This window comes from Dyella sedimenti, from assembly GCF_022760995.1.
In the GTDB taxonomy this organism is placed as follows: Bacteria; Pseudomonadota; Gammaproteobacteria; order Xanthomonadales; family Rhodanobacteraceae; genus Dyella; species Dyella sedimenti.
On sequence record NZ_JAKWJO010000001.1, the window covers coordinates 597,902 to 622,652 of the forward strand.

Below are 24,751 nucleotides of genomic sequence, written 5' to 3' on the forward strand. Positions count from 1 at the left end.
TACGAGCTGCACCGATTCCCCATTCACCATTTTCCATTCCCGCGAGCGGAGCGAGCAATGAAGATCAAGCGTTTCGTGGCCACCGACATGCGGCAGGCCATGCGCGAGGTGCGAGAGGAACAGGGGCCGGATGCGGTGATCCTGTCCACGCGTCGCCTGGACGATGGCATCGAGATCATCGCCGCGGTGGATTTCGACGAGGCGCTGGTGCGCGAGGCGGCACGCCACGGCGCACCGTTGCCGGTGGAGTCGCGCGGCGCGCCGGCCGAGGCCCCGTTGCCCCGCCGCCCCGACGCCATGCCGCCGCCGCTGCCGCCGGTTTCCCGGCGCGACGACGAAGGCGTCAGCGTGACCTGGTCGCGCCGCGCGCCGTTGTCCGCGCATCCCGCCGACGCCCGGGAGCAACCCGTGGCCCGCGCCACGCCCGCGCCCAGGCCCGCCCCGGCACCCGCGCCGGTCCAGGCTGCCGCGCCGGCGCCGGTCGAGACGCCGCCGGTGGTGGACCCTTCCGCGCCGATCCATCCGCTGGTCGAACGCGCCATGCAGGACACCGCCCGCGTGCGCGCCGAACTGGGCAGCCTGCGCGATCTGCTGGAAACCCAGCTGTCCAGCCTGATCTGGAACGACATGGAACGGCGCCATCCGATGCGCGCCCGCGTGCTGCGCGAGATGACCCGGCTGGGCATCGAGCCGGACGTGGCCCGCCAACTGGCTGACGAGCTGCCGGCGCAGATCAATGCCGAGCAGGCGCGCTACCTGCCGCTGGGCATGTTGAGCCGCAGCCTGTCGATCAGCCGCCGCGACCTTGCCGAGCAGCGTGGCGTGACCGCGCTGGTCGGCCCCACCGGCGTGGGCAAGACCACCACCCTCGCCAAGCTCGCCGCGCGCGCCGTGATGCGCCACGGCGCCTCGCAGGTGGCCCTGGTCAGCACCGACCACTACCGCATCGGCGCGGCCGCCCAACTGGAACACTACGGCCGCCTGCTCGGCGTGCGCGTGTATCCCGCCTACGACGCCGACAGCCTGCGCCAGGTGCTGGCCTTGCTGCGCGGCTGCCATACCGTGCTGGTCGATACCGCGGGCCTGGCCGGCGGCGACCCGCGCCTGGCCGAACAACTGGAGGTGCTGGGCAACGGCGGCGAGCTGCGCGCCTGCCTGGCGCTGGCGGCCAATGCCCACGCGTCCTCGCTGGACGAAGCGGTGCGTGCCTACCTGCCGGTGCGGCCGCACGCCTGCATTCTCACCAAGCTCGACGAGGCGCCCAGCCTCGGCGGCGCCCTGTCGGTGCTGATACGGCACCGGCTGGCACTGGATTACGTCACCGACGGCCAGCGCGTGCCCGAGGACATCGCCACAGCCGATGCGCGCGTGCTGGTGTGCCGGGCCGCGCAGGTGCTCAAGGGCAACCTGCCGGCGGACGACGTGTTGATGGCGGAACGTTTTGGACTGGCGGTGGCAAGCGTATGAACGGAGCTTTTGCGATGCATCAGGCGACGGGTTTGGAAAGCATGTTGCGCGCGCTGGCCGAACGCCATGGCCGCCCGCCCGCGTCCGCTCCCGCGCCCGCCCCGGCCCAGGGGCTGGCCAACCCGCCGCGCCGGCGCTGCCGCACCATCGCGGTGGCCGGCGGCAAGGGAGGCGTGGGCAAGACCACCGTATCGGTGAACCTGGGCATGTCGCTGGCCATGGCCGGCCGCGAGGTGATCCTGCTCGACGCCGACATGGGCCTGGCCAACATCGACGTGCTGCTGGGCCTGACCCCCACGCGCCACATCGGCCACCTGCTGGACGGCAGCTGCGGCATCGAGGACCTGCTGCTGCCCGCGCCGCACGGCCTGAAGATCGTGCCCGCCGGCTCCGGCACCCGCCGCCTCGCGCAGCTGGGCAACGGCGAGCAGGCCGCGGTGATCCGTGCCTTCGACGACCTGGTGGCGCCGCCCGACTACCTGCTGGTGGATACCGCCGCCGGCCTGTCGGACAACGTGGCGATGTTCGCCGCCGCCGCCGACGACGTGCTGCTGGTGGTCTGCGACGAGCCGGCCTCGCTCACCGACGCCTACGCGCTGCTCAAGGTGCTCAGCCGCGATTTCGGCGTGCGCCGCTTCCGCATGGTGGCCAACATGGTGCGCACCCTGGGCGAGGGGCGCCAGTTGCACCAGAAGCTGGCCCGCGTGTGCGACCGCTTCCTGGACGTGGCGCTGGAGTTCATGGGCCACGTGCCCAGCGACGAGCGGCTGCGGCAGGCCATCCGCCGCCAGAGCGCGGTGGTGGACCTGTGGCCGTCCAGCCGCTCGGGCCAGGCATTCAAGCAATTGGCGGGTGCGGTCGATACATGGGGTGAACCCGAGCGACTGGGCCTGGACCGTATCGCCTTCTTCAGCAGGCAGGCCGCAGCAGCGACTGGGTGGTGAGATGAGCGTGGCTTCCGAATATCTGCAACTGCAACGGCAGAGTGCCGACGAACTGGTACGCCAGCATGCGCCGCTGGTGCGCCGCATCGCCTATCACCTGATGGGCCGCCTGCCGCCGAGCGTGGACGTGAGCGACCTGATCCAGGCCGGCATGGTGGGTTTGCTGGAAGCGGCGCGCAATTTCGCCACCGGTCGCAATGCGAGCTTCGAGACCTTCGCGGGCATCCGCATCCGCGGCGCCATGCTCGACGAGCTGCGGCGTACCGACTGGACCCCCCGCTCGGTGCACCGCAAGGTGCGCGAGATGGCCGAGGTGGTGCGGCAGATCGAGATCGAGACGGGCGCCGACGCCGACGATGCCGAGGTGATGCGCCGGCTGGGCATGGGCGCGGAGGAGTACCACCAGGTACTGGCCGACGCGGCGAGCGCGCGCCTGCTCAGTCTGTCCGCGCCGGACGACGCGGAAGGCGGCACGGCGTTCGACGTGGCCGATGCCGACGGCCTGGGGCCGCAGGACAGCGTCGAGCAGGCGGGCCTGCGCGAGTCGCTGGTCGAGGCGATCGCCAGCCTGCCCGAGCGCGAGCAGCTGGTGATGTCGCTGTACTACGAGGAGGAGTTGAACCTCAAGGAAATCGGCGCGGTGCTCGGGGTGACCGAGTCGCGCGTCTGCCAGATCCACGGTCAGGCCATCGTGCGCTTGCGTGCGCGCATGGACGGCTGGACCGAGGGTCAGGGAATCGGGCACAGGGAGAGGGGAGCTGGAAGGAGCAAAGCCCGCTGACCGCACGTCGTTGCCGATTCCCGATCCACACCACCCCCTTTTCCCTCGAAACACGTGGAGCCCCCTTTGGACAAGAACCTCAAGATCCTCGTGGTGGACGACTTTTCCACTATGCGGCGCATCGTCCGCAACCTGCTCGTGGAGCTGGGTTTCAGCAATGCGCTGATCCAGGAGGCCGACGATGGCGAAAGCGCGCTCACCATGCTGCGCGCGAACGCCTTCGACCTGGTCGTCACCGACTGGAACATGCCCAACATGACGGGCATCGAGCTGCTGCGCGCCATTCGCACCGATGCCTCGCTCAAGGCGATGCCGGTGCTGATGGTCACCGCCGAGAACAACCGTGACCAGATCATCGCCGCGGCCCAGGCCGGCGTGAACGGCTACATCGTCAAGCCGTTCACCGCCGCCACCCTGCAGGAAAAACTCACCAAGATCTTCGAGCGGCTTGCCGCCAGCGGAGCTACTGCATGAACGACCAAGGAACCCTGATGGCCGGCGAATCGCTGCCCCAAGAGCTGCACGACCTGCTCAACAGCACCGACGGCGCCGCCTTCGAACAGGCGCTGGACGCGCTGGTGCGCCAGCGCGAGCAGCGCCTGTTCCGCGCGCTGGGACTGCTGGCCCGCGAGTTGCACGACGCGGTGCGCCGCCTCGGCGGCGACCTCGCGCACGAGGGCGTGCCCGGCAGCGTGGCCGATGCGCGCCAGCACCTGCAGGACGTGCTGGAGATGAGTTCGCAGGCCGCCCACCGCACGCTCGACTTCGCCGATCGCATGCGCCCGCAGGCCGAGGCGCTGGCGGCGAACGCCAGCGAGGTGATCGACGGCACGCCGGAGGGCGACGTGGCCAACGTGCTGGCCCGGCAGGCCCAGGCCTTCGCCAACGATTGCCGCGACGGCCTGGCCGATTTCGTGGTGGCGCAATCGTGGCAGGACCTGTCCGGCCAGCGCATCAAGAAGGTGGTCAACTTCATCGGCAGCGTGGAGAACTCGCTGCTGGAACTGGTGAGTCTCACCGGCGCGCTGGCCAACGGCGAGGCTGCCGCCACGCCGGTCCGGGTCACCAGCCAGGACGAGGCGGACCGCCTGCTCAGCGAATTCGGCTTCTGACGGTATGGATCCCACGCTGGACAGCGAGCTGCGCAACGATTTCCTGGTGGAAGCCGGGGAACTGGTGCAGCGCCTGGGCGAACAGCTGATCGGGCTGGAAGCCTCGCCGCGCGATGCCGACCTGCTGAACGCGGTGTTCCGCGCCTTCCACACGGTGAAGGGCGGCGCGGGCTTCCTGGCCATCGAGCCGATGGTGCAGCTGTGCCATCACGCCGAGGACCTGCTCAACGTGGCGCGCAGCGGCCAGCTGGTGATCGACGCCGAGCGTATGGATGCGCTGTTGGAAGCGCTGGACCTGCTCAACGACATGCTGGTCGCGCTGGCCGGCGGCGGCGCCATGGCGATGCCGCCGCCGGATCTGCTGCGCCGGCTGTCGCCGAACGGCGCCGTCGCGGCGCCACCGGCGCCGCCCAAGCCGTCCGCCCCGCCGCCCGCCGACGGCACCATCGACGACAGCGAGTTCGAGGCGCTGCTGGACAGCCTCTACGGCGCCGGCGGCGTGCCGGGCGCACCGGCCGCGTCGCCGACCACGCCGGAAGGCATCTCCGACGACGAGTTCGAGGCCCTGCTGGACAACCTGCACGGCAAGAGCGGCGCGCCGGGCTCGTCCGATGCCGCGCCCCCGGCACCGGCCGCTTCCGGCGCCATCAACGACGACGAGTTCGAGGCGCTGCTGGACAACCTGCACGGCAAGGGCGGGGTACCGGGTGCTCATGCCGCGCCCGCGCCCACGCCGGCGGCCCCGGCGCCCGCCGCGGCGACGCGCCATGCCGCGCCGCCGGTGGAGAACACCGTGCGCGTGGATACCGCACGCCTGGACACGCTGGTGCGCCGCGCGGGCGAACTGGTGCTGGTGCGCAACCGCCTGCTGAGCCTGGCGGCCAAGCAGGGTGACGAAACCCTGGAGCTGGCCGCGAGCGAGCTGGACCGCGTGGCCGACGGGCTGCAGAACGCCGTGCTCGGCATGCGCATGCAGCCGGTGGGACGCCTGTTCCAGCGCTTCCCGCGCATCGTGCGCGACCTGTCGCGCCAGTTGGGCAAGGAAGTGGAACTGGTGCAGGAGGGCGAGGACACCGACCTGGACCGCAGCCTGGTCGAGGCGCTGGCCGACCCGATGGTGCACCTGATCCGCAACGCGCTCGACCACGGCGTGGAAATGCCGGAAGAACGCGAGCGCGCCGGCAAGCCGCGCAAGGGCAGGGTGACGCTGGGTGCCAGCCAGCGCGGCGAGCGCATCGTCATCACCGTGTCCGACGACGGCCGCGGCATGAACCCGGACGTCCTGCGCCGCAAGGCGGTGGAGAAGGGCGTGATCGACGAGGCGCAGGCCGCGCGGCTCACCGAGAACGAATGCTATGAACTGATCTTCCGTCCTGGCTTCAGCACCGCCGCCGTCGTCTCGGACATTTCCGGCCGCGGCGTGGGCATGGACGTGGTGAAAACCCGCGTGGCGGAACTGGGCGGCATGCTGCAGGTGCGCTCGAAGCTGGGCCGCGGCAGCACCCTGGAACTGGCGGTGCCGCTGACGCTGGCGATCCAGCGCGTGCTGATGGTGCGCGTGGGCACGCGCCTGCTGGCCCTGCCGCTGGGCAATGTCGAGGAAGTGTTCGAGCTGGCCGCCGGCCAGCGGCAGCAACTGGATGGCCGCGTGGTGGCCGCGCACCGCGGCCGCGCCCTGGTCCTGGCCGACCTCGCCGGCTGGGTCGGCATCGAGGGCCCGTCGGGGCGCCACGTGGTGGTGCTGCACATCGGCCACATGCGCCTGGGCTGCCTGGTGCACGACGTGCTGGGCCGTGAGGACGTGATGGTCAAGCCGCTGGGGCCCCTGTTCGAAGGCGTGCCCGCCGTGGCGGGGGCCACCGTGACCGGTGACGGCCGCCTGGCGCTGGTGATGGACCTGGCCGGGCTGGCGGGCGGCGACGGCCAACTTCTCCCTTCATTGAGAGTAAGCGCCTGACATGGACCTGATAAGTCTCATCGGCACGATCCTGGCCTTCCTGGTGGTGATCGTCGGCACTGTCCTGAAGGGTTCCAGCGTGGAAGCGCTGTGGAACCCGGCCGCCTTCGTGATCGTGTTCGTCGGCACCTTCGCCGCGCTGCTGGTGCAGAACCCGGGCCGGGTGCTCAAGCGCGCGCTGTCGATCTTCCCGATGATCTACAAACCGCCGCAGCACCAGCCGTCGGACCTGATCAGCCGCATCGTGGGCTGGAGCGAGATCTCGCGCCGCCAGGGCCTGCTCGGCCTGGAGCCGCAGATCGATTCGGAGAGCGACAGCTTCGTGCGCAAGGGCCTGCAGCTGCTGGTCGACGGCAGCGAGCCGGAAGCGATCCGCGGCGTGCTGGAGGTGGAGGTGGAATCGCGCGAGCATACCGACATCGCCGCGGCCAGGGTGTTCGAGCATGCCGGCGTGTTCTCGCCCACCATGGGCATCATCGGCGCGGTGATGGGCCTGATGGCGGTGATGCAGAACTTGGCCGATCCCAGCAAGCTCGGCCACGGTATCGCGGCCGCGTTCGTCGCCACCATCTACGGCGTGGCGCTGGCCAACCTGCTGATGCTGCCGATGGCCGCGCGCCTGAAGAGCCTGATCCACCAGCAGACGCAGATGCGCGAGATCCTGGTCGAGGGCCTGGTGGCCATCGCCGAGGGCGCCAACCCGCGCCAGATCGAAGCGCGGCTGCTGGGCTACCTGCCGTGAAAAAGGCTTCCCGCAAGCGCCGCGAGGAGCCGCACATCAGCCACGAGTCGTGGGCGATCCCCTATGCCGACCTGATGACGCTGCTACTGGCCTTCTTCGTGGTGATGTATGCCGTGTCGGTGGTGAACGAGGGTAAGTACCGGGTGATGTCCGAATCCATCATCGAGGCGTTCAACGGTTCCAGCCACGTGATCGCGCCGATGCCGTCCACCCGCGTGAAGCCGCGCAACGTGGACCCCGCCGTGGCCGCGCCCCAGCGCCAGCCCGGCGCCGCCACCACGCCGATCGAGGTGCCCATCCCGCAGCGCCCGCAGCCGATGCGGGCGGTGGACGTGCGCGCCGCGCAGCAGCATGCCGAACAGCAGCGCAATGCGGAGCGCAACCTCGAGATGATCCGCGACCAGGTGCAGCGCGCGCTGCAGCCGCTGATCGACAAGAACATGGTGATCGTGCGCAAGACCACCTCCTGGCTGGAGATCGAGCTGCGCACCGATATCCTGTTTCCCAGCGGCGTGGCCCGGTTGTCCGAGCCGGCCTCGGGCGTGCTCGACCAGATGGCCGGCATCCTCAAGCCGTTCCCGAACCCGGTGCGCATCGAGGGCTATACCGACGACCGCCCGATCAACACCGCGCTGTATCCCTCCAACTGGGAACTGTCGGCGGCCCGCGCGGCCAGCGTGGCGCGGCTGTTCGCCGAGCAGGGCGTCGATCCCACGCGGCTGGGCATCGTCGGCTGGAGCGAATACCGCCCCAGCGCGGACAACGCCACCGAGGACGGCCGCAACCACAACCGCCGCGTGCTGATCGTGGTGCTCAGCACCGAGGATGCGCCCAAGCGCTTCTACAACGATGTCGAGCACCAGGGGCAGTTCGCCGGAATGGACGAGGCCGGCCAGCCGGCCGCCGCGCCGCCCGTCGCGGCGGGCACGCTGCCGCAGGTGCCGGCACTGTCCCCGCTGCCCGTGGCCGCCGGCAAGGCCGTGCCGCCGGCGCCAGTCAGGGATGGGGGCACGCCATCGGGCGCCGCCGCCACAGTGACGGTGACCGCGCCGCGCCAGGCGCCGTCGGAGCGTGGACCATGACCGTGCATGCCCATGCCGGGGAGTCGAAGTCTTGAGCGATACCCAGTTCCAGCACAGCGACCAGCGCTGGCTTTCCTTCCGCATCGGCGGGCAGCTCTATGCCGCCCCGCTGGCGCAGGTCAGGGAGGTGATCCGCGACGGCGAGCTGACCCCGGTACCGGGGGCGGCCGCCGACGTGCTCGGCATTCGCCACCTGCGCGGGCGCATCGTGCCGGTGCTCGACGGGCGCCGTCGGCTCGGCCTGCCTGCGGACGAACAGGGCGGCGATGCCGATGCCCGCCTGGTCATGCTGATCTATGGCCAGCACCTGGTCGGCTTGCGCGTAGATGCGATCGGCGACCTGCTGACCCAGAACGGCAGCGACATCGCGCCGCCGCTGCCGGGCGGCGCCGCCCGCGCCGACGATCCGGTGCATGGCGTGCTGCCGTGGCAAGGCGGTTTCGTCGCCCTGCTCGACGTGCGGCGGCTGTGCCGCCTGCCGGAGGAAAGCGAGGCCGCCTGAGCCCGGAGGCGCGGCGCGTTGCGCCGCCGCCGCGTGGGCTATGCTTCGGCCTGCCTCGCGGTATCGCAGGACGAGCCCTCCATGACGCCAGAAACCAGCTCCCCGCCCGCCCCGGCCGGCCAGCACGCCATCACCCTGTTGGCCGCCGCCACCGTGTTGGCCCTGCTGTATTTCGGACGCGAGGTGCTGGTGCCCATCGTGCTCGCGCTGTTCCTCAGCCTGCTGATCGAACCGTGGGTACGGCTGTACCGGCGCCTCGGCCTGGGGCATGGCCCCTCCGTACTGGTGGCGGTACTGGCGGCGGTGCTGATCGCCGCCGGGCTCACCGCCGTGATCGGCTCGCAGGTGGTACACATGGCCCGGGGGCTGCCGCAGTACGAGGCCACCATCCACAGCAAGGTGCAGACCCTGCGCACGCTGACGCTGGGCCGGCTGGAGCTGGTGCGCGGCGAGTTCGGCAAAGTGATCGACGCCGCCGAATCGCCACCGGGGCATGCCGTCACGCCGTCCGCGCAGGCACCAGACGCGGGAGCCGCCGCGGCCACCGCGGCGCCCGCCACGCCGATGGCCGTGATGGCGCGCCTGCTCTCCACCGCGTGGATTCCGCTGCAGACGGCGGGCATCGTGCTGGTGGTGCTGGTGTTCGTGCTGCTGGAGCACGAGTCGCTGCGCGACCGCTTCATCCGCCTGGCCGGCGGCGCCGACCTGCGCGCCACCACGGCGGCGATCAACGATGCGGGCGAGCGGCTGTCGCGCTTCTTCCTTTCCACCTTCTCGGTGAACGTCGGCGTGGGCGTGGCGATCTGGGCGGGACTGTCCCTGCTCGGCCTGCCCAGCGCGCCGCTGTGGGGCGCGCTGACGGCGGCGCTGCGCTTCGTGCCGTATGTCGGCATCTGGCTGGTGGCGGCGCTGGCCGTGCTGTTCGCCGCCGCGGTAGGGCAGGGCTGGTCGCTGGTGGTGATGACGGTGGTCCTCTACCTGGCGGTGGAGTTGATCGTGTCCCAGCTGATCGAGCCGTTCCTCTACGGCCATACCACCGGCCTGTCGCCGCTGGCGGTGGTGGTGGCGGCGATCTTCTGGAGCTGGCTGTGGGGGCCGGTGGGGCTGGTGATGTCCACGCCGCTCACGCTGTGCCTGGTAGTGGCGGGACAGCACATGAAGGCGTTCGGCCTGCTTACCATCCTGCTGGGCGACGCGCCGGCGCTGACCATGCCGCAGCGGCTCTACCAGCGCGCGCTGTCCGGCGATGCCGGCGAGATCGTCGCCGAGGCGCGCGGCTACCTCAAGCGCAAGACCTTCGCCGCCTATTGCGATGTCGTGCTGCTGCCGGCGCTGCAGCTGGCGCGCATCGACCTTTCCCATGGGGCGATCAGCCCGGAGCAGCAGGCCGTCGTTCGCAACACCCTCGTGGCCGTGGTCGAGGCGCTGGGCGGCGAGGGCCGCCACCGCTCGCGCCGCCGGCGCGGCAGCGTGCTCGACGACGTCAGCATCGGCCGCCGGCTGCGCCGGCAGCGCGAGGACGTCAGTGGGCGCTGGCAGGGGCCCTTGAAGGTGCCGCCGGGATCGGTGGTGCTGTGCGTGGGCATGGGCACGGTGGTCGACGACCTGGCGACCGAACTGCTGACCCGCGTGCTGCGCGACCTGCACATCGACGCGCGCCACCTGGCGGTGGAGGATTTCGCCGCGTTCGACGCCGAGGAGCACCGGGACATGTCCGCTGACGCGGTGTCCATCGCCTTCATCGTCAGCACCGACCCGGCCGCCCAGCGCGAGAGCGTGGATACCCTCGCGGTGAATCTTCGCCGCCGCGTGCCGCAGGCCTGCATCATCGTCATGCGCCTGCCCGAGCCATTGGCCGCGCGCGAACTCAACCTGCCGGTGGGCGCCGAGGTGGACGACGTCGCGCATTCGCTGGAGGAGGCCGCCCAGCAGGCGATCTCGCGTTTTCCGGAGAATGGGACGTAAGCTTAGAGCGATCCGCTCGGCCCTCAGCACTATGAGTCGGGGGGCAGGCTCTCAGGCCTTGCGCAGGAAACAGACCTTGAGCACCAGGCCCTTGATCTTGTCGGAGTTCCCTTCGATGTGCTCCGGGTCGCCCTCGACCAGGCGGATGCCGCGGATCACCGTGCCCTGCTTGAGCGGAATGGACGAGCCCTTCACCTTCAGGTCCTTGATGACCACCACGGTGTCGCCGCTGGCGAGCGGATTGCCGTTGACGTCTCGTACCACCATCGCGGCCTCCTCGGCCTGCGCGGCGACCTGCGGCCATTCGTGGGCGCAGTCGGGGCAGATGTAGAAATCGCCATCCGGGTAGGTGTTGTCCATGCCACAGAGGGGGCAGGCGGGGATATCGGACATCGCGCGATCCAGGTTCGGGGAATCGGCCATTATAGGAGATGGCGCCAGCCCCACCGTCAGCCCAGGCCAGCCGCCGTGACCAGCCTGTCCACCGGGTAGCCGCGCAGCCCCGCGCGCAGACGCAGGCGGCCGAACAGCTCCGGGCTCATGCTGGGCGTGCGCGAGAGCACCCATAGGCATTTCCGGTTGGGGCTGCCGACCACCGCCCAGTGGTACTCGCTGTCCAGCTCGATGATCCAGTAGTCGAGCCACGCCAGCGGCAGCCAGGCCAGCGCGAAGCGCACGCGCAGCACGCCTTCGCCCTCGGCGGCCTGCCGCGCCACCGCGCGCACATGGCCGCGGCGGCTGCGGCAGGCATGGTGCATGGCGATGCTGCCGTCGGGCCGCAGCGTATAGGTGGCGACGACGTGGTCGGTGAGCGGCCGCTGGAAGTGCATCGGCAGATGGGCGATCTCGTGCCAGGTGCCGGCGTACCGTGCCAGTTCCAACTGGTCCACCGGCCGGATCGGCAGGGCGGGCGAGGTGGGCCGTGGCGCCGGCAGCGCGGCGAACAGCAGCGACAGGGGATGGCGGGGATACATCGCTGCCCCCTTTCAGGCACGGCCCGGGCCGCCGGGCCTGGCGCGGCAGGGCAGGAACGTGCGCCGCCGCCCGGCCGGGCCAGCGGCGAGATGGATGAATGCGGACATGGCCAATCCCGTGGGGAACGGCACTACTGTCGCCGAAGGCGCATGAAGGCCATGTCATGCGCGGCGACCGGCTCAGTGGGATTCTTCGGACGCCTCGTAGATGCTGGAAAGCACCGCCGCCGCCGCCGCGTACAGGGTGGCCGGCACGTCCTGCCGCAGGCGCAGGGAGGCGAGCAGGGCGGCCATCTGCGGATCGTGGTGCAGCGGAATGCCCAGCGCGCGGGCGCGGGCCAGCAGGGTTTCCAGCGATTCCGGCGGCAGGCTGGCCGCGGGCGCGGTGTCGTGCGTGCTGCTGGACAGGCGCAGGGTCACGCGGCGCTGGGCGGGCGGCATGGGCGTGCTCATGCCATGGTTCTCAGCAGGATGGCGCTGTGCGGGCCGCTCGACTGCGGCAGGCCCTGCTGGCAGCTCAACTGGTCCAGGATCAGGCCGCTGGCGGCCAGTTGCTGGCGCAGGCCGGGAAATTGCTGCTCCAGCCGTTGCACGGTGCCGAGGCGCTCGGCCCACAGCCGCACCGACAGGCGTAGCTCGCGCAGCTGCAGCTCGCCCTGCAGGGGGCCGAGTGCCGGCAGGTCCAGCGCGAAGCCCAGGGTCCAGGCCGAGCCGCCCTCGCCCTCGGCGTGCTGCTGCAACTGGATCTGCAGGATGTCGCGGCCGTCGTCGCCTTGGACCGGGATCTCGATCATCCAGGCTGGCACGGTGGTGGCCTCCAACTGCGCCACCTCCACGCGGGCCAGGGCGGCATGCACTTCGCCATGCAGGCGGCCGAGCAGCGCGTCCACGTCGTCGTTGAGCAGCTCGGGCGGCAGCGTGACGCGCGGTTGCACCTGCAGGCCGCGTTGTTGCAACGGCGGCGGCGTTTCGCTGCCGCCGGAGGCGGTGCGCCGGGGGGGCAGGTAGTCGTCCAGCAGGCTGGCCAGGCGCAGCAGCGCGCCCTTCCAGTCCTCCTGGCTCAGCACCGCGTTGTCCACCTCCGACTGCGCCAGCTGCGATTCCAGGAACAGGCCGCTGCGGTTGATCGCCTCGCGCAGCCCTTCGCCGCTGGTGATCTCGGCCGGCGTGCGCACGCCGTGTTCGAGCAGGGCCAGGGCGGGGCGCAGGTAGGCGGGCAGCTGGCGCAGCGCGGGACGCTGGGCCAGCGCATCCAGTGTGGCCAGCAGCGGCGCATAGCCGTTCTGCTGCGGCAGGCGCTCGCGCAGCGCCACTTGCAGGGCCGGCTCGGGCGTCTGCGGCGCGATCACCTCCAACTGCGGCTGCGCGCCCAGGCTCAGCACGCGCACCTGGAACTGCGAAGGCAGCTGGCCGCGCGGCGCCTCGGCCTCCACCGCCAGCGCGCCGATCTGCAGCACCAGCAGCCCCTGCGGATTGATCCCCAGGGGTCGCGCAGCCAGCACCGTGCCGATGCGCCAGCTCTCGGCGGCACTGCCGGAAGCGGCGCCGGCCCAAGTGAGGGCGGCGAAACTGGTGGGTTGTATGACCAATCGAGACTCCTTGCGGCCGGGTGTCCTGCGCGCGCCCTTCCGTGCCTGTGAGGATCGGCTGCCCCGGTGGAAACTTGAGCACGGTTTTGTGTCGCGGTTCGCGATTTCGCGATCGGTCGCCGGGCGGAGGGGGCCGCCAATGTGCGGCACAGCCCCTAAAGCGATCGCCGCCATGGCCGATAAGCAGGCCGTAGACCCCTGCGGGGGCGAGGCGAGGTCAGGCAATGGGCAAGGCGGCACAACGCAAGGGTGGCGATGGGGCGCGCGTGATCGTGCTGCCCGCGGATTTCCGGCTGGGCGCGGTCGCCGGGGTCAAGGCCGACCTGGTCGAGGCCCTCGAGGCGGCCGGGGCGCAACTGGACGGTGGCGCGGTGGAGCGTGTGGACACCGCGGCGCTGCAACTGCTGCTGGCCTATCGCCGCGAAGCGGCGGCGCGCGACCTGTCGCCGGCCTGGCGGGGCGTCAGCGAGGTGATGCGCGATGCCGCCGGGGTGCTTGGCCTGGCGCGAGATCTGGAATTGCCGGCGAACATGCCGGCCTGAAACTGAGGTGGAAGATGGCGAAGATTCTTGCGGTTGACGATTCGGCTTCGATGCGCGGCATGGTGGCCTTCACCCTGCGCGGCGCGGGCCACGAGGTGAGCGAGGCCGAGAACGGCCAGCTGGCGCTGGATGCGGCGCGCGGCGGTAGCTTCGACCTGGTATTGGCGGACGTGAACATGCCGGTGATGGACGGCATCAGCATGGTGCGCGAGCTGCGCGCGATGCCGGCCTACAAGGGCGTGCCCATCCTGATGCTGACCACCGAGTCGCACACCGACAAGAAGATGGAAGGCAAGGCCGCCGGCGCCACCGGCTGGCTGGTGAAGCCGTTCGACCCCGAGCAGTTGCTGGCCACTGTCAAGCGCGTGCTGGGCTGAGGCTCCTGATCCCTCTGATTGAGGGGGGCGGGCAAACAGTCCCTCTCCCGTTGAGAGAGGGGTTGGGGAGAGGGTGCGGGGCTTGTGCAACCCTCGACGGAGCGCTCTGCCCGCATCCCCATCCGCCTGCCGGCACCTTCTTCCACGGGGAGAAGGGACTCGATTCGCAAGTCACCGTTCCATGAGAGAAGCATCCCCATGAGCAAGGCCGGTCTGGCGCAGTTCCAACAGGTGTTCATCGAGGAGAGCCTGGAAGGGCTCGATACGATGGAATCGTCGCTGCTCGCGCTGGACAACGGCGGCGACGGGGAACTGGTGCACACCATCTTCCGCGCGGCGCACTCGATCAAGGGTGGCGCGGCCACCTTCGGCTTCCCCGAGATTTCCTCGTTCACCCATGAGGCCGAATCGCTGCTGGACGAGGTGCGCAGCGGCAAGCGCGCCATCGACGGCGGCATCATCGAGCTGCTGCTGCGCACGGTGGACTGCCTGCGCGGCATGTTCGCCCGCGCCCAGGGCGGCGAGCCGCTCAACGACGCGGTGGCCGCGGGGCTGCGTGGCGAGCTGGCCGCGGCGATGGGCCGTGGCGCGGCGGCGGGCGGCGCGCAGGAGCGGCGCGAGGTGGACCAGGCCGATGCCTGGACCGTGCGCTTCCGCCCGCATCCGGGCATGCTGGCCGGTGGCAACGACCCGCTGCGGCTGATCCGCGAACTGGGCGCGCTGGGCGAGATCGCGGTGACGCCGATCTTTGATCGCCTGCCCGCCACGCTGGCGGCGCTGGAGCCGACCGAGTGCCACCTGGGCTGGACCATCGCGCTGAAAGGCCCGGCCAGGCGCGCGGACATCGCCGCCGTGTTCGACTGGGTGGAGGACGAGTGCGACCTCGCCATCGAGGCCCAGCACGTAGTGGCGCCAGCGGCCGCCGCCGCGCCCGCCCCGGCGGCCGTGGCCGACGCGGGCGCGGCGCGCGCGCAGCGCGAGGCCAGCGCCGAGTCCAGTTCGGTGCGCGTGTCGATCGACAAGATCGACGGCCTTATCAACCTGGTGGGCGAGCTGGTGATTACCCAGTCCATGCTCGACACCTTCCGCGAGGGCGAGATCGACGCCGCGCGCATGGCCGTGCTCGAACAGGGCCTGGCCCAGCTGGCGCGCCACACGCGCGAGCTGCAGGAAAGCGTCATGGGCATCCGCATGCTGCCCATCGCCTCCGTGTTCAACCGCTTCCCGCGCATGGTGCGCGACATCAGCCAGAAGCTGGGCAAGCAGGTGAAGCTGGAAATGATCGGCGAGCACACCGAGCTGGACAAGACGGTGCTGGAGAAGATCGGCGACCCGATGGTCCACCTGGTGCGCAACGCCATCGACCATGGCCTGGAAACGCCGGACAAGCGCCGCGCGGCGGGCAAGCCGGATGTCGGCACGCTCACCCTGCAGGCCGCGCACCGCGGCGGCAGCATCGTGGTGGAAGTGTCCGACGACGGCGCCGGCCTCAACCGCGAGGCCATCGTCGCCAAGGCGGTCCAGCGCGGCCTGATCGCCTCCGGCGAAGGCTTGAGCGACGATGCCGTGGCCGAGCTGATCTTCCAGCCCGGCTTCTCCACCGCCGCCGTCACCACCGACCTGTCCGGCCGCGGCGTGGGCATGGACGTGGTCCGCCGCAACGTGGCGGACCTGGGCGGCTCGGTCACTATCCGCAGTACGCCGGGACAGGGCAGCGTGTTCACCATCACCCTGCCGCTGACCCTGGCCATCATCGACGGCCTCACCGCCGCGGTGGGCGAGGAACGCTACATCGTGCCGCTGGTTTCCATCGTCGAATCGGTGCAGCTGAAGGCCGAGGCGGTGCGCAGCGTGGCCGGCGGCGGCGAGCTGTTCCGCTTCCGCGGCGAATACCTGCCGGTGATCCGCCTGCACGACGTGTTCGGCTGCAGCGGCGCGGTGCAGGCCATCGACCAGGGCCTGATGGTGGTGGTCGAGGGCGACGGCACGCGCGTGGGCCTGTTCGTCGATGGCCTGATCGGCCAGCAGCAGGCCGTGGTGAAGTCGCTCGAGGCGAACTATCGCCGCGTGCAGGGCATTTCCGGCGCCACCATCCTGGCCGACGGCTCGGTGGCGCTGATCGTGGACATCGTCGGGCTGGTCCGGCTGCAGGGGCGCCGCAAGGCGGCCTGATCGCCCGGGCTTTTTCCGCTTTCCCGCCTCGCCATGCCGGCTAGCCGGCCGGCGGAGCCTACCCGAAGCCGCGACAGGAAGCCGCGGCCGCCGCGATAGCCGGCGAAGAGCAGTACATGGAATGAATCCGGGGGACATCGCAACCCGGCCTTTTCATTCTCAAGGACACGTCCCATGAAGTTCTCCCTGACGTATATCGATCGCCTGAGCCTCGCGGCCAAGGTATGGCTGGTCATCGCCTTCGTGGTGGCGGGACTGGCCGCGCTCACCCTGCTTTCCGCCGTGGACAGCCGGCGGCTGCAGATGCAGGCCCGGGTGAACGCCCTGGGCGACGAGGTGGCCACGGCCATGTCGCTGCTGGACAGCTACCACGCGCGCGCCGCCGCCGGCGAGCTGGGCGAGGACGAGGCGAAGAAGCAGGCACTGGCCGCGGTGTCCGCGCTGCGCTGGGACAACGGCACGGGCTATGTCTTCCTGTTCGATTCGGGCTATGTCATGCGCATGCACCCGATCATGCCCAAGCGCGTGGGCATGAACATTCGCGACGAGGCGGATTCGCAGGGCACCTTCATGTACCGCAGGATGCTGGAGGCCGACCAGCGCGACGGCCATGGCGCCACCGAGTACCTGTGGCCGATGCCAGGCGGCCGGCAGGACGAGCACAAGATCACCTACACCGCCTGGTACAAGCCGTGGGACCTCCACGTGGCCTCGGGCGCCTACTTCGTGGACATCAACCAGCAGTTCCGGCATGCACTGGCGATCAGCCTGCTGGAGGCCGGCCTGGTCGGCCTGCTAGTGATCGGCGTGGTCTGGCAGTCCATGCGCAGCATCCGCCGCAACCTCGGCGGCGAGCCGGCCTTCGCCCTGGCGATGGCGGCCCGCATCGCCGGCGGCGACCTGTCCGCCCAGGGCGAGCGGCGCTTCCCGCCAGGCAGCATGCTCGATGCGCTGGAGCGCATGCGGGCCCGGCTGGTGGAGATCGTGAGCGAAGTGCAACGCGGCTCGCAGGTGGTCTCCGGCGCCGCGCGGCAGATCGCGCGCGGCAACGACGACCTCTCCCAGCGCACGCAGGAACAGGCCTCCAGCCTGGAGGAAACCGCCGCCTCGATGGAACAGATGACGGCTAGCGCGCGCCAGAGCGCCGACCACGCCGGCCATGCCGACCAGCTCGCCCGCAGCGCCCGCCGGCAGGCCGAGCGCGGCGGCGACGTGGCCGCGCGCACCAGCGAGGCCATGTACGAGATCGAGGCGGCCAGCCGCCGCATCACCGAGATCGTGCAGCTGATCGACGAGATCGCCTTCCAGACCAACCTGCTGGCGCTCAACGCCGCGGTGGAAGCGGCGCGCGCCGGCGAGCAGGGGCGTGGCTTCGCGGTCGTGGCGGGCGAAGTGCGCAACCTTGCCCAGCGCAGCGCAGGCGCGGCCCGAGAGATCAAGGCGCTGATCGGCGACACCGCGGACAAGGTGCGCGCCGGCGCGGTGCTGGTGGACGAATCGAGCCGGGTGCTGGCCGACATCGTCGGCGGCATCCAGCGCGTGACCGATATCGTGGCCGAGATCGCCGCGGCCAGCCAGGAACAGTCCTCGGGCATCGACCAGGTCAACCGCGCGGTCACCCAGATGGACGAGGTCACCCAGCAGAACGCCGCCCTGGTGGAAGAGGCCGCCGCCGCCGCGCGCGCCATGCAGGAACAGGCCGAGGAACTGGCGGGCCAGGTCGGCTACTTCCGCCTGCAGGAAGGCGCCAGGGTTGCCGTTACCCGCCCGGCCCCGGCGCAGGGGCCCGCCCCACAGCTGGCCACGGCCAGCGGCTGGGCCGGCCTCTAGGCCCGTCCATCCCCCGGTAGGAGCGCACCCAGTGCGCGACCATGGCACGCCGGTCGCCTGGTCGCGCACTGGGTGCGCTCCTACCGGGAGAGAGGCGAAAACCCACCTTTGACCTCGCTCAAGTTTCCCTTCCCGCAGCCGATTCAGACCCAGAGAGGGGGCCACCGCGGCCGGCCCCGACGAAGAGGCAAACCATGTCCGACACGCAATACCTCACCGTCAACCTTGCCCACGAGGAATACGGCATCGACATCCTCGCGGTGCGCGAGATCCGCGGCTGGACGCCGGTGACGCGCATCCCGCAGGCACCGCACTACGTGCTCGGCGTGCTCAACCTGCGCGGCGCCATCGTGCCGGTGATCGACATGCGCCTGCGCTTCGGCCTGCCCCGCGAGGAATACGGCCCCACCACCGTCACCGTCATCATCACCGTGGCCGGCCGCAACTTCGGCGTGGTGGTGGACGCGGTGTCCGACGTGCTCGACGTGGTCGCCGACGCGATCCGCCCAGTGCCGGACATGGGCACCGCGGTGGATACCGAATACCTGAAGGGGTTGACCTCGGCCGGCGAGCGCATGGTGCTGCTGCTGGACGTGGACAAGCTGCTGCAACCTCAGGATGCCCAGATGCTGGAGGCCGCGCTGCCCGCAGCCTCCGATGTAAAAGCCGTAGCCTGACCGAATTAGCCGGAAGTGGAACCAACATGAAGAAGTTCACTCTGAAAATCCCCGCGTTGTCCGTCCGCAACCGGTTGCAAGCCGTGCTGGGCCTGCTGGGCCTGATGCTGATCGGCGGCGCCATCGTCGGCCTGGGCGGCATGCAGCTGCAGAACGATGGCATGGGCAAGATCTACGACGAGGAGATCGTGCCCTCCCAGTTGATCTCGCAGATCTCCACCCGTTCGCTGATGTCCTTCATCCTGCTGGGCGAAGCCAGCAACCTGGTCGGCAAGCAGCCGGACCAGGTGAAGGCCAAGCTGGCCGAGTACGACAAGCTGGAAGCGGAAATGGCCGCGATGAAGAAGCAGTACCAGGCCATTCCGATGAGCGAGGCGGTGAAGAAGAACTTCACCGACTGGAGCTCCACCGACGGCGACTACAAGGACGCCAAGGATTCCCTGGTCGACGCGCTCAAGCAGGGTGACACCACCTCGGGCGAACTGCTTGAAATGCAGGTGCGTCCGCTGATGATGCAGCGCCAGGACTCGCTGGCCAAGCTGGTCGATGCGCAGCGCGCCGACGCCAAGCAGATCTATGACGGACAGGTCTCGCGCTACCACCTGATCCGCTTCTTCAGCGTGGTCGCCCTGATCGGCGGCCTGTTCGTGGCAGCGCTGATGGCCGTGTTCCTGATGCGTTCGATCCTGAGCGCGCTGGGCGTGGCGGTGAAGGTCGCCAACGAGATCGCCGGCGGCCGCCTGGGTCATAACATCGTGGTGCGCAGCAAGGACGAGTTGGGCGAGCTGCTTTCCGCCTTGCGCACCATGGACGAGCGCCTGAGCACCATCGTGGGCGAAGTGCGCCATGGCGCCGGTTCGGTCAGCTCCGCCGCGCAGCAGATCGCGCGCGGCAACGACGATCTCTCCCAGCGCACGCAGGAGCAGGCCTCCAGCCTGGAGGAAACCGCCTCCTCGATGGAGGAGATGACCTCCACCGTCAAGCAGAACGCCGAGAACGCCAGCCACGCCAACCAGCTCGCCACGGCCACGCGCCGCCAGGCCGAGCACGGCGGCGAGGTGGCCTCGCAGGCCAGCGCGGCGATGCGCGAGATCAACGACTCCAGCCGCAAGATCTCCGACATCGTCAGCCTGATCGACGAGATCGCCTTCCAGACCAACCTGCTGGCGCTCAACGCGGCGGTGGAGGCGGCGCGCGCCGGCGAGCAGGGCCGCGGTTTCGCGGTGGTCGCCACCGAGGTGCGCAACCTCGCCCAGCGCAGCGCGGGCGCGGCCAAGGAGATCAAGGGCCTCATCAACGACAGCGCCGAGAAGGTCAAGGTCGGCTCGTCGCTGGTGGACCAGTCGGGCAAGGCGCTGGCCGAGATCGTGGACAGCGTGAAGAAGGTCACCGACATCGTGGCCGAGATCGCCGCGGCCAGCCAGGAGCAGTCAGCCGGCATCGACCAGGTGAACCACGCCGTGCTGCAGATGGACGAGATGACCCAGCAGAACGCCGCCCTGGTGGAAGAGGCCGCCGCCGCCGCCCGCGCCATGCACGAGCAGGCCGGCGAACTGGCCCGCCAGGTGAGCTTCTTCCAGCTCGGCCAGGCCTCGTCCGAGGCGCCGTCCGAGCAGGCGCGCGGCAAGACCGTGATGGCCGAGGCCGAGGCGGTGTTCGCCGCCGTGCGCAACACTCCGGCCTCGTCGCGCCAGCCGCGCGCCGCCGAGGCGGCCGACGCGGGCGCTTGGAAGGAGTTCTGAGCATGGCCGCCCAGCCCGCCGCGATGGATGGCAATGCCGCCGCGGCGGGCGTGGGCGGGCCGTTGCTCGGCGACGGCGAGTTCGATTTCCTGCGCGGCTTCGTGTACGAGCACTGCGGCATCTCGCTGGGCGAGCACAAGCGCCAGTTGGTGCAGGGTCGCCTGCTGCGGCGCCTGCGCGCGCTGCGGCTGCCCGACTTCGCCAGCTACTGCGAGTTGCTGCGGCGCGATCCGCAGGGCGAGCTGGGCGAACTGGCCAGCGCCATCAGTACCAACGTGACGTCGTTCTTCCGCGAGTCGCACCACTTCGATCTGCTGGCGAACGAACTGCTGCCGCGCTGGATCGCCGAGAAGAAGCACGGCGGCCGGCTGCGGCTGTGGTCGGCCGGCTGCGCCACCGGCGAGGAACCCTACACCCTGGCCATGGTGCTGGCCGAGGCGCTGGAAAAGCATGGCGCCGGCATCGACGCGAAGATCCTCGCCACCGACCTGTCGCCCCAGGCGCTGGACACCGCGCGCCAGGGCGTCTACCCGATCGACCGGCTGGAGGGCGTCAGCGCCGAGCGCCGCCGCCGCTGGTTCCTGCGCGGCGAGGGCGAGTACGCCGACTACGCCTGCGTGCATCCGCGCCTGCGCGAGCTGGTCAGCATCCTGCCGCTGAACCTGCTGCACGAGTGGCCGATGCAGGGGCCGTTCGACGCCATCTTCTGCCGCAACGTGGTCATCTATTTCGACAAGCCCACCAAGCAGCGCCTGTTCCAGCGCTATGCCGGCCTGCTGCCGGAGGGAGGCTACCTGTTCCTCGGCCACTCCGAATCCATGCACGGGCTCAACGACAGCTTCGACCTGATCGGACGCACGGTCTACCGGAAACGCAGTGCATGAGCGTCCCCGCCTTGAATCTTCCCGCCAGCGCCGGCTATGACCCGGCCCGGGTGCTGCCCGGCTTCGAGCACCTGCGCCGCTTCTGGGATCCGGCGCAGTCCTGCGTCACGGTGAAGGTGCTGCCCGGCGAGTTCTACGTCAGTATGCAGAACGAGATGATCTCCACCGTGCTCGGCTCGTGCGTGTCGGCTTGCATCTACGATCCCGCGCGGGGCATCGGCGGCATGAACCACTTCATGTTGCCCGAGCCACTGAACGGCGAGCGCGGCGGCTGGGCCGACACGGTGGGACGCGCCGCGCGCTACGGCAACGACGCGATGGAGCAGCTCATCAACGCCATCCTCAAGGCGGGCGGGCAGCGCGCGAACCTGGAGGTGAAGGTGTTCGGCGGCGGCCGCGTGCTGGCCACCATGACCGACATCGGCAAGCGCAACATCGATTTCGTGCGGCGCTATCTCCAGGCCGAGCACCTGCCGGTGCGCGCCGAGGACCTGGGCGACGTGCATCCCCGCCACGTGCAGTTCTTCCCCTTTACCGGCAAGGCCCGGGTGCGCCAGCTGAGCGGGCGCGCCGAGACGGTGCTGGCGGACGGCGAGCGGCTGTATCTCAAGCGTTTGGCGAACGATCCGATAAAGGGAGAGGTGGAGCTGTTCTGACGCGCACGCGCGGCGGCGTTCCCCACCGCAGTATCCGGGCCCGCAAGAGCCCGCACGAAGGCGAGACTTCTAAGCGATGGAAAGAGTACGTGTCCTGGTGGTCGATGATTCCGCGCTGGTGCGGAAGCTGCTGTCGACCATGCTTTCGTGCGACCCGGGCATCGAGGTGGTCGGCACCGCGGCCGATCCGCTGATCGCCCGCGAGAAGATCAAGCAGCTCAACCCGGACGTGCTCACGCTCGACGTGGAAATGCCGCGCATGGACGGCCTCACCTTCCTCGAGAACCTGATGCGGCTGCGGCCGATGCCGGTGGTGATGGTGTCGTCGCTGACCCAGGAAGGCGCGGAAGTGACCCTGCGCGCGCTGGAGCTGGGCGCGGTGGATTTCTTCGCCAAGCCCGCCAACGACCTGGCCAGCACCTTCGCCGAGGGCGCGCAGGAGATCTGCGCCAAGGTCAAGCTCGCCGCGCTGGCCAAGCCGCGCCAGCGCACCGCCGTGCACAAGCTCGACGTGCCGCCCAGGCTTTCCGCCGACGCCGTGCTGCCGCGCGCGCAGACCGCCGGCACGCGCGGCGGCAGCCCGATCATCGCCATCGGCGCCTCCACCGGCGGCACCGAGGCGATCCGCGTGGTGCTGGAAGCGATGCCGCCCGACGCGCCGCCGATCGTGATTACCCAGCACATCCCGGCCGCCTTCAGTGGCCCGTTCGCTGCCCGCATGGACGCCTGCTCGGCCATGCGCGTGAGCGAGGCGCGCGACGGCCAGCCGATCCAGGCGGGCCACGCCTACATCGCGCCGGGCAGCGAGCACCTGCTGGTGATGTGGGACGGCGCCAAGTACGTCTGCCGCCTGCACAACGGGCCGCCGGTCAACCGCCACAAGCCCAGCGTGGACGTGCTGTTCCGCTCGGTGGCGGCCAGCGTGGGCAAGGCGGCGATCGCCGCGCTGCTCACCGGCATGGGTGACGACGGCGCGCGCGGCCTGCTCGAGCTGCGCCAGGGCGGCGCCCAGACCCTGGTGCAGGACGAGGAAAGCGCCGTGGTATGGGGTATGCCGGGCGCGGCCTGGAAACTCGGTGCCGCCAGCGAAAAGCTCCCCCTCGAACAGATCGCCGCGCGCCTGCTGGCGCTGGCTCACACACCTCACCATCGCGCGGCCGCACCGGCCGCCTGACTTGCGGATATCTCCATGGATGCCTTTCTTTCCTTCCTGCGCGTGCGCCCCGTGGTCGGCCTGTCGGCCAGCGCGGTGGCCCTGCTGCTGACGCTGGTGTGGCCCTCGGCCTGGCTGGCCCCGGTGCTGGTGGTGCTGCTGGCCGGGGCCTGGATCGTCGAACTGCGTCGCGCCGCGCCCGTGGCCGAGCCGGTGATCGCCGACTCGCTGGAGCAGCACGCGCCGGTGCGCGAGGCGCTGGAAGAGGTGCGCAGCTCGCTGGTGGACGAGCTGGGCCACGCCTCGCGCGAGCTGCACCAGGCGCTGGAGCTGCTGCGCGATGCCGTGTCTGAGCTGGGCGGCGGCTTCGACGGCCTGTCGCGCAAGACCGGCCTGCAGCAGTCGCTGCTGCGCCAGATCATCGATGCGCAGAACGAAGGCGTGTCCGTGCAGGACTTCGCCGCGCGCACCGGCGACCTGTTGGAGCACTTCGTCGACGTGGTGGTGCAGATGTCGCGCGAGAGCCTGCGCATCGTCTACCGCATCGACGGCATGGCCAAGGAAATGGACGCGGTGTTCGGCCTGCTGAAGAACGTCAACACCATCGCCGAGGAAACCAACCTGCTGGCGCTCAACGCCGCCATCGAGGCTGCCCGCGCGGGCGAATCCGGCCGTGGCTTCGCGGTGGTGGCCGGCGAGATCCGCAACCTGGCCAGCCATTCCAACCAGTTCAACGAGCAGATCGGCAGCCACGTCGAGCGCGCCCGCACCGCGATGGAACAGCTGCGCGGCCTGGTCGGCACCATGGCCTCGCAGGACCTCAACGTGGCGCTGTCGGCCAAGGGCGGCATCGACGCCATGATGGCCCACGTCACCGAGAGCGACGCGCGCACCAGCGCGGTGGCCGATCAGGTGGTGGAGATCAACCGCGGCCTGGGCACCGACGTGTCCACCACCATCCGCTCGCTGCAGTTCGAGGACATCCTCAGCCAGCTCATCAGCCAGACCCGCACGCGCCTGGTCGAGCTGCAGGAGATCACCACCGAGTGCACGCGCGACATCGAGGAGCTGGCCTGCAACCCGATCGACGCCGAGCTGCTGGCCCAGCGCGCCGAGCGCGTGCGCAGCCGCCTGGCCATCCAGCGCGAGAAGGCGCGCCTGCGTTCGCGCGGCCCGGCGCTGCAGAACTCGATGGATGCCGGCGAGATCGAACTGTTTTAAGGGATGCGAGCCATGAGCCTGACCGTACACCACGACCAAGAACTCGATTGCGTCACCCTGCAGCTGGGCGAGCGCTTCGACTTCAGCGTGCACCGCGATTTCCACGACGCCTGCCTGAGCGGACGTCCCGCGCGCAGCTACGTGATCGACCTGGGCGAAGTCGCCAGCATGGACAGCTCCGCGCTCGGCATGCTGCTGCTGCTGCGCGAGTACGCCGGCGCCGACCGCTCGGAGATCCGCATCGTCAACGCCAACAGCAGCCTGCGCGGCACCCTGCGCGTGGCCGGCTTCGACAAACTGTTCGTCCTGCACTGACCCGGCTTTCCCCTCTCCCCGCCGGGAGAGGGGCGGGAGCCGCCCGGCGACATCGCCTGCTCGCGGC

General features: G+C 70.2%; 25 protein-coding genes. 21 read left to right on the forward strand and 4 right to left on the reverse strand.

From position 1 onward, the window contains the following. The first annotated feature begins 57 nt into the window (after positions 1–57). From flhF to MJ605_RS02705, 10 genes are all read left to right on the forward strand, one after another. Entirely contained in the window at positions 58–1,467 is a 1,410-nt protein-coding gene (gene flhF, locus MJ605_RS02660; RefSeq protein ID WP_243039306.1) for a flagellar biosynthesis GTPase FlhF, read from the forward strand. A 14-nt stretch (positions 1,468–1,481) separates the two neighbouring features. Next, positions 1,482–2,411: a MinD/ParA family protein gene (locus MJ605_RS02665; RefSeq protein ID WP_243039307.1), complete on the forward strand. Its 930-nt coding sequence runs from the start codon at positions 1,482–1,484 to the stop codon at positions 2,409–2,411. Between the two features lies 1 nt (position 2,412). Further along, entirely contained in the window at positions 2,413–3,192 is a 780-nt protein-coding gene (locus tag MJ605_RS02670) for an RNA polymerase sigma factor FliA (RefSeq protein WP_243039308.1), read from the forward strand. A gap of 66 nt (positions 3,193–3,258) precedes the next feature. Next, positions 3,259–3,666 (forward strand): chemotaxis response regulator CheY, encoded by a 408-nt coding sequence (gene cheY, locus MJ605_RS02675; RefSeq protein ID WP_243039309.1) that lies wholly within the window; start codon positions 3,259–3,261, stop codon positions 3,664–3,666. Next, on the forward strand, positions 3,663–4,304 hold the full coding sequence (locus MJ605_RS02680) for a protein phosphatase CheZ (RefSeq protein WP_243039310.1): 642 nt from the start codon (positions 3,663–3,665) through the stop codon (positions 4,302–4,304). The genes cheY and MJ605_RS02680 overlap by 4 nt, the downstream gene beginning before the upstream one ends. Before the next feature lie 4 nt (positions 4,305–4,308). Beyond that, positions 4,309–6,261: a chemotaxis protein CheA gene (locus tag MJ605_RS02685; protein ID WP_243039311.1), complete on the forward strand. Its 1,953-nt coding sequence runs from the start codon at positions 4,309–4,311 to the stop codon at positions 6,259–6,261. 1 nt (position 6,262) lies between these two features. Then, positions 6,263–7,003 (forward strand): flagellar motor protein, encoded by a 741-nt coding sequence (locus MJ605_RS02690; RefSeq protein WP_243039312.1) that lies wholly within the window; start codon positions 6,263–6,265, stop codon positions 7,001–7,003. After that, positions 7,000–8,085 (forward strand): flagellar motor protein MotD, encoded by a 1,086-nt coding sequence (motD, locus tag MJ605_RS02695; RefSeq protein WP_243039313.1) that lies wholly within the window; start codon positions 7,000–7,002, stop codon positions 8,083–8,085. Before MJ605_RS02690 ends, motD begins: the two co-directional genes overlap by 4 nt. Before the next feature lie 31 nt (positions 8,086–8,116). Continuing rightward, positions 8,117–8,587, forward strand: coding sequence for a chemotaxis protein CheW (locus MJ605_RS02700; protein ID WP_243039314.1), 471 nt, complete (start codon positions 8,117–8,119; stop codon positions 8,585–8,587). 81 nt (positions 8,588–8,668) lie between these two features. Then, positions 8,669–10,552, forward strand: a complete 1,884-nt coding sequence (locus tag MJ605_RS02705) for an AI-2E family transporter (RefSeq protein WP_243039315.1) — start codon at positions 8,669–8,671, stop codon at positions 10,550–10,552. 51 nt (positions 10,553–10,603) lie between these two features. Here MJ605_RS02705 and MJ605_RS02710 read toward each other — a convergent pair whose 3' ends face one another. From MJ605_RS02710 to fliK, 4 genes are all read right to left on the reverse strand, one after another. Next, positions 10,604–10,945, reverse strand: coding sequence for a zinc ribbon domain-containing protein YjdM (locus MJ605_RS02710; protein ID WP_243039316.1), 342 nt, complete (start codon positions 10,943–10,945; stop codon positions 10,604–10,606). A gap of 56 nt (positions 10,946–11,001) precedes the next feature. Continuing rightward, positions 11,002–11,526, reverse strand: a complete 525-nt coding sequence (locus MJ605_RS02715; RefSeq protein ID WP_243039317.1) for a lipocalin family protein — start codon at positions 11,524–11,526, stop codon at positions 11,002–11,004. Between the two features lie 180 nt (positions 11,527–11,706). After that, a complete protein-coding gene (locus MJ605_RS02720) occupies positions 11,707–11,979 on the reverse strand; it encodes an EscU/YscU/HrcU family type III secretion system export apparatus switch protein (protein WP_243039318.1) in 273 nt (90 codons plus the stop codon). Then, entirely contained in the window at positions 11,976–13,115 is a 1,140-nt protein-coding gene (gene fliK, locus MJ605_RS02725) for a flagellar hook-length control protein FliK (RefSeq protein WP_243039319.1), read from the reverse strand. The genes MJ605_RS02720 and fliK overlap by 4 nt, the downstream gene beginning before the upstream one ends. Positions 13,116–13,339: 224 nt before the next feature. Between fliK and MJ605_RS02730 the strand changes: the two genes are divergently transcribed. The 11 genes from MJ605_RS02730 to MJ605_RS02780 all read left to right on the forward strand — a co-directional run bounded on the left by MJ605_RS02730 (position 13,340) and on the right by MJ605_RS02780 (position 24,684). After that, positions 13,340–13,657 (forward strand): STAS domain-containing protein, encoded by a 318-nt coding sequence (locus MJ605_RS02730; protein WP_243039320.1) that lies wholly within the window; start codon positions 13,340–13,342, stop codon positions 13,655–13,657. Positions 13,658–13,671: 14 nt separating this feature from the next. Next, on the forward strand, positions 13,672–14,034 hold the full coding sequence (locus MJ605_RS02735) for a response regulator (protein WP_243039321.1): 363 nt from the start codon (positions 13,672–13,674) through the stop codon (positions 14,032–14,034). 198 nt (positions 14,035–14,232) lie between these two features. Further along, complete coding sequence (locus tag MJ605_RS02740) at positions 14,233–16,206, forward strand: chemotaxis protein CheA (RefSeq protein WP_243039322.1); 1,974 nt, start codon at positions 14,233–14,235, stop codon at positions 16,204–16,206. Positions 16,207–16,380: 174 nt separating this feature from the next. Beyond that, positions 16,381–18,036 (forward strand): methyl-accepting chemotaxis protein, encoded by a 1,656-nt coding sequence (locus MJ605_RS02745; protein WP_243039323.1) that lies wholly within the window; start codon positions 16,381–16,383, stop codon positions 18,034–18,036. Between the two features lie 194 nt (positions 18,037–18,230). After that, positions 18,231–18,713 (forward strand): chemotaxis protein CheW, encoded by a 483-nt coding sequence (locus MJ605_RS02750; RefSeq protein WP_243039325.1) that lies wholly within the window; start codon positions 18,231–18,233, stop codon positions 18,711–18,713. 26 nt (positions 18,714–18,739) lie between these two features. Beyond that, positions 18,740–20,455 (forward strand): methyl-accepting chemotaxis protein, encoded by a 1,716-nt coding sequence (locus tag MJ605_RS02755; RefSeq protein WP_243039327.1) that lies wholly within the window; start codon positions 18,740–18,742, stop codon positions 20,453–20,455. Positions 20,456–20,457: 2 nt separating this feature from the next. Continuing rightward, positions 20,458–21,339, forward strand: a complete 882-nt coding sequence (locus tag MJ605_RS02760) for a CheR family methyltransferase (RefSeq protein WP_243039329.1) — start codon at positions 20,458–20,460, stop codon at positions 21,337–21,339. Continuing rightward, the gene (cheD, locus tag MJ605_RS02765) at positions 21,336–21,995 is read left to right on the forward strand and encodes a chemoreceptor glutamine deamidase CheD (RefSeq protein ID WP_243039330.1); all 660 of its coding nucleotides are present in this window, start codon (positions 21,336–21,338) and stop codon (positions 21,993–21,995) included. Before MJ605_RS02760 ends, cheD begins: the two co-directional genes overlap by 4 nt. 76 nt (positions 21,996–22,071) lie before the next feature. Next, on the forward strand, positions 22,072–23,169 hold the full coding sequence (locus tag MJ605_RS02770) for a protein-glutamate methylesterase/protein-glutamine glutaminase (RefSeq protein ID WP_243039333.1): 1,098 nt from the start codon (positions 22,072–22,074) through the stop codon (positions 23,167–23,169). A gap of 15 nt (positions 23,170–23,184) precedes the next feature. After that, on the forward strand, positions 23,185–24,369 hold the full coding sequence (locus MJ605_RS02775) for a methyl-accepting chemotaxis protein (RefSeq protein ID WP_243039334.1): 1,185 nt from the start codon (positions 23,185–23,187) through the stop codon (positions 24,367–24,369). A gap of 12 nt (positions 24,370–24,381) precedes the next feature. Continuing rightward, complete coding sequence (locus MJ605_RS02780) at positions 24,382–24,684, forward strand: STAS domain-containing protein (RefSeq protein WP_243039341.1); 303 nt, start codon at positions 24,382–24,384, stop codon at positions 24,682–24,684. Positions 24,685–24,751: the final 67 nt, after the last annotated feature.

Excerpts from the sequence above, each read along its gene's own strand:
- MJ605_RS02775 (WP_243039334.1), top strand. The coding sequence starts at position 23,185 with ATGGATGCCTTTCTTTCCTTCCTGCGCGTGCGCCCCGTGGTCGGCCTG.
- MJ605_RS02720 (WP_243039318.1), bottom strand. The coding sequence starts at position 11,979 with ATGAGCACGCCCATGCCGCCCGCCCAGCGCCGCGTGACCCTGCGCCTG.
- MJ605_RS02745 (WP_243039323.1), top strand. The coding sequence starts at position 16,381 with ATGAAGTTCTCCCTGACGTATATCGATCGCCTGAGCCTCGCGGCCAAG.
- MJ605_RS02690 (WP_243039312.1), top strand. The coding sequence starts at position 6,263 with ATGGACCTGATAAGTCTCATCGGCACGATCCTGGCCTTCCTGGTGGTG.
- flhF (WP_243039306.1), top strand. The coding sequence starts at position 58 with ATGAAGATCAAGCGTTTCGTGGCCACCGACATGCGGCAGGCCATGCGC.
- MJ605_RS02710 (WP_243039316.1), bottom strand. The coding sequence starts at position 10,945 with ATGTCCGATATCCCCGCCTGCCCCCTCTGTGGCATGGACAACACCTAC.
- MJ605_RS02665 (WP_243039307.1), top strand. The coding sequence starts at position 1,482 with ATGCATCAGGCGACGGGTTTGGAAAGCATGTTGCGCGCGCTGGCCGAA.
- MJ605_RS02770 (WP_243039333.1), top strand. The coding sequence starts at position 22,072 with ATGGAAAGAGTACGTGTCCTGGTGGTCGATGATTCCGCGCTGGTGCGG.
- MJ605_RS02685 (WP_243039311.1), top strand. The coding sequence starts at position 4,309 with ATGGATCCCACGCTGGACAGCGAGCTGCGCAACGATTTCCTGGTGGAA.
- MJ605_RS02705 (WP_243039315.1), top strand. The coding sequence starts at position 8,669 with ATGACGCCAGAAACCAGCTCCCCGCCCGCCCCGGCCGGCCAGCACGCC.
- MJ605_RS02760 (WP_243039329.1), top strand. The coding sequence starts at position 20,458 with ATGGCCGCCCAGCCCGCCGCGATGGATGGCAATGCCGCCGCGGCGGGC.
- MJ605_RS02670 (WP_243039308.1), top strand. The coding sequence starts at position 2,413 with ATGAGCGTGGCTTCCGAATATCTGCAACTGCAACGGCAGAGTGCCGAC.
- MJ605_RS02680 (WP_243039310.1), top strand. The coding sequence starts at position 3,663 with ATGAACGACCAAGGAACCCTGATGGCCGGCGAATCGCTGCCCCAAGAG.
- MJ605_RS02715 (WP_243039317.1), bottom strand. The coding sequence starts at position 11,526 with ATGTATCCCCGCCATCCCCTGTCGCTGCTGTTCGCCGCGCTGCCGGCG.
- cheD (WP_243039330.1), top strand. The coding sequence starts at position 21,336 with ATGAGCGTCCCCGCCTTGAATCTTCCCGCCAGCGCCGGCTATGACCCG.
- MJ605_RS02750 (WP_243039325.1), top strand. The coding sequence starts at position 18,231 with ATGTCCGACACGCAATACCTCACCGTCAACCTTGCCCACGAGGAATAC.
- MJ605_RS02730 (WP_243039320.1), top strand. The coding sequence starts at position 13,340 with ATGGGCAAGGCGGCACAACGCAAGGGTGGCGATGGGGCGCGCGTGATC.
- MJ605_RS02740 (WP_243039322.1), top strand. The coding sequence starts at position 14,233 with ATGAGCAAGGCCGGTCTGGCGCAGTTCCAACAGGTGTTCATCGAGGAG.
- MJ605_RS02735 (WP_243039321.1), top strand. The coding sequence starts at position 13,672 with ATGGCGAAGATTCTTGCGGTTGACGATTCGGCTTCGATGCGCGGCATG.
- MJ605_RS02755 (WP_243039327.1), top strand. The coding sequence starts at position 18,740 with ATGAAGAAGTTCACTCTGAAAATCCCCGCGTTGTCCGTCCGCAACCGG.
- MJ605_RS02780 (WP_243039341.1), top strand. The coding sequence starts at position 24,382 with ATGAGCCTGACCGTACACCACGACCAAGAACTCGATTGCGTCACCCTG.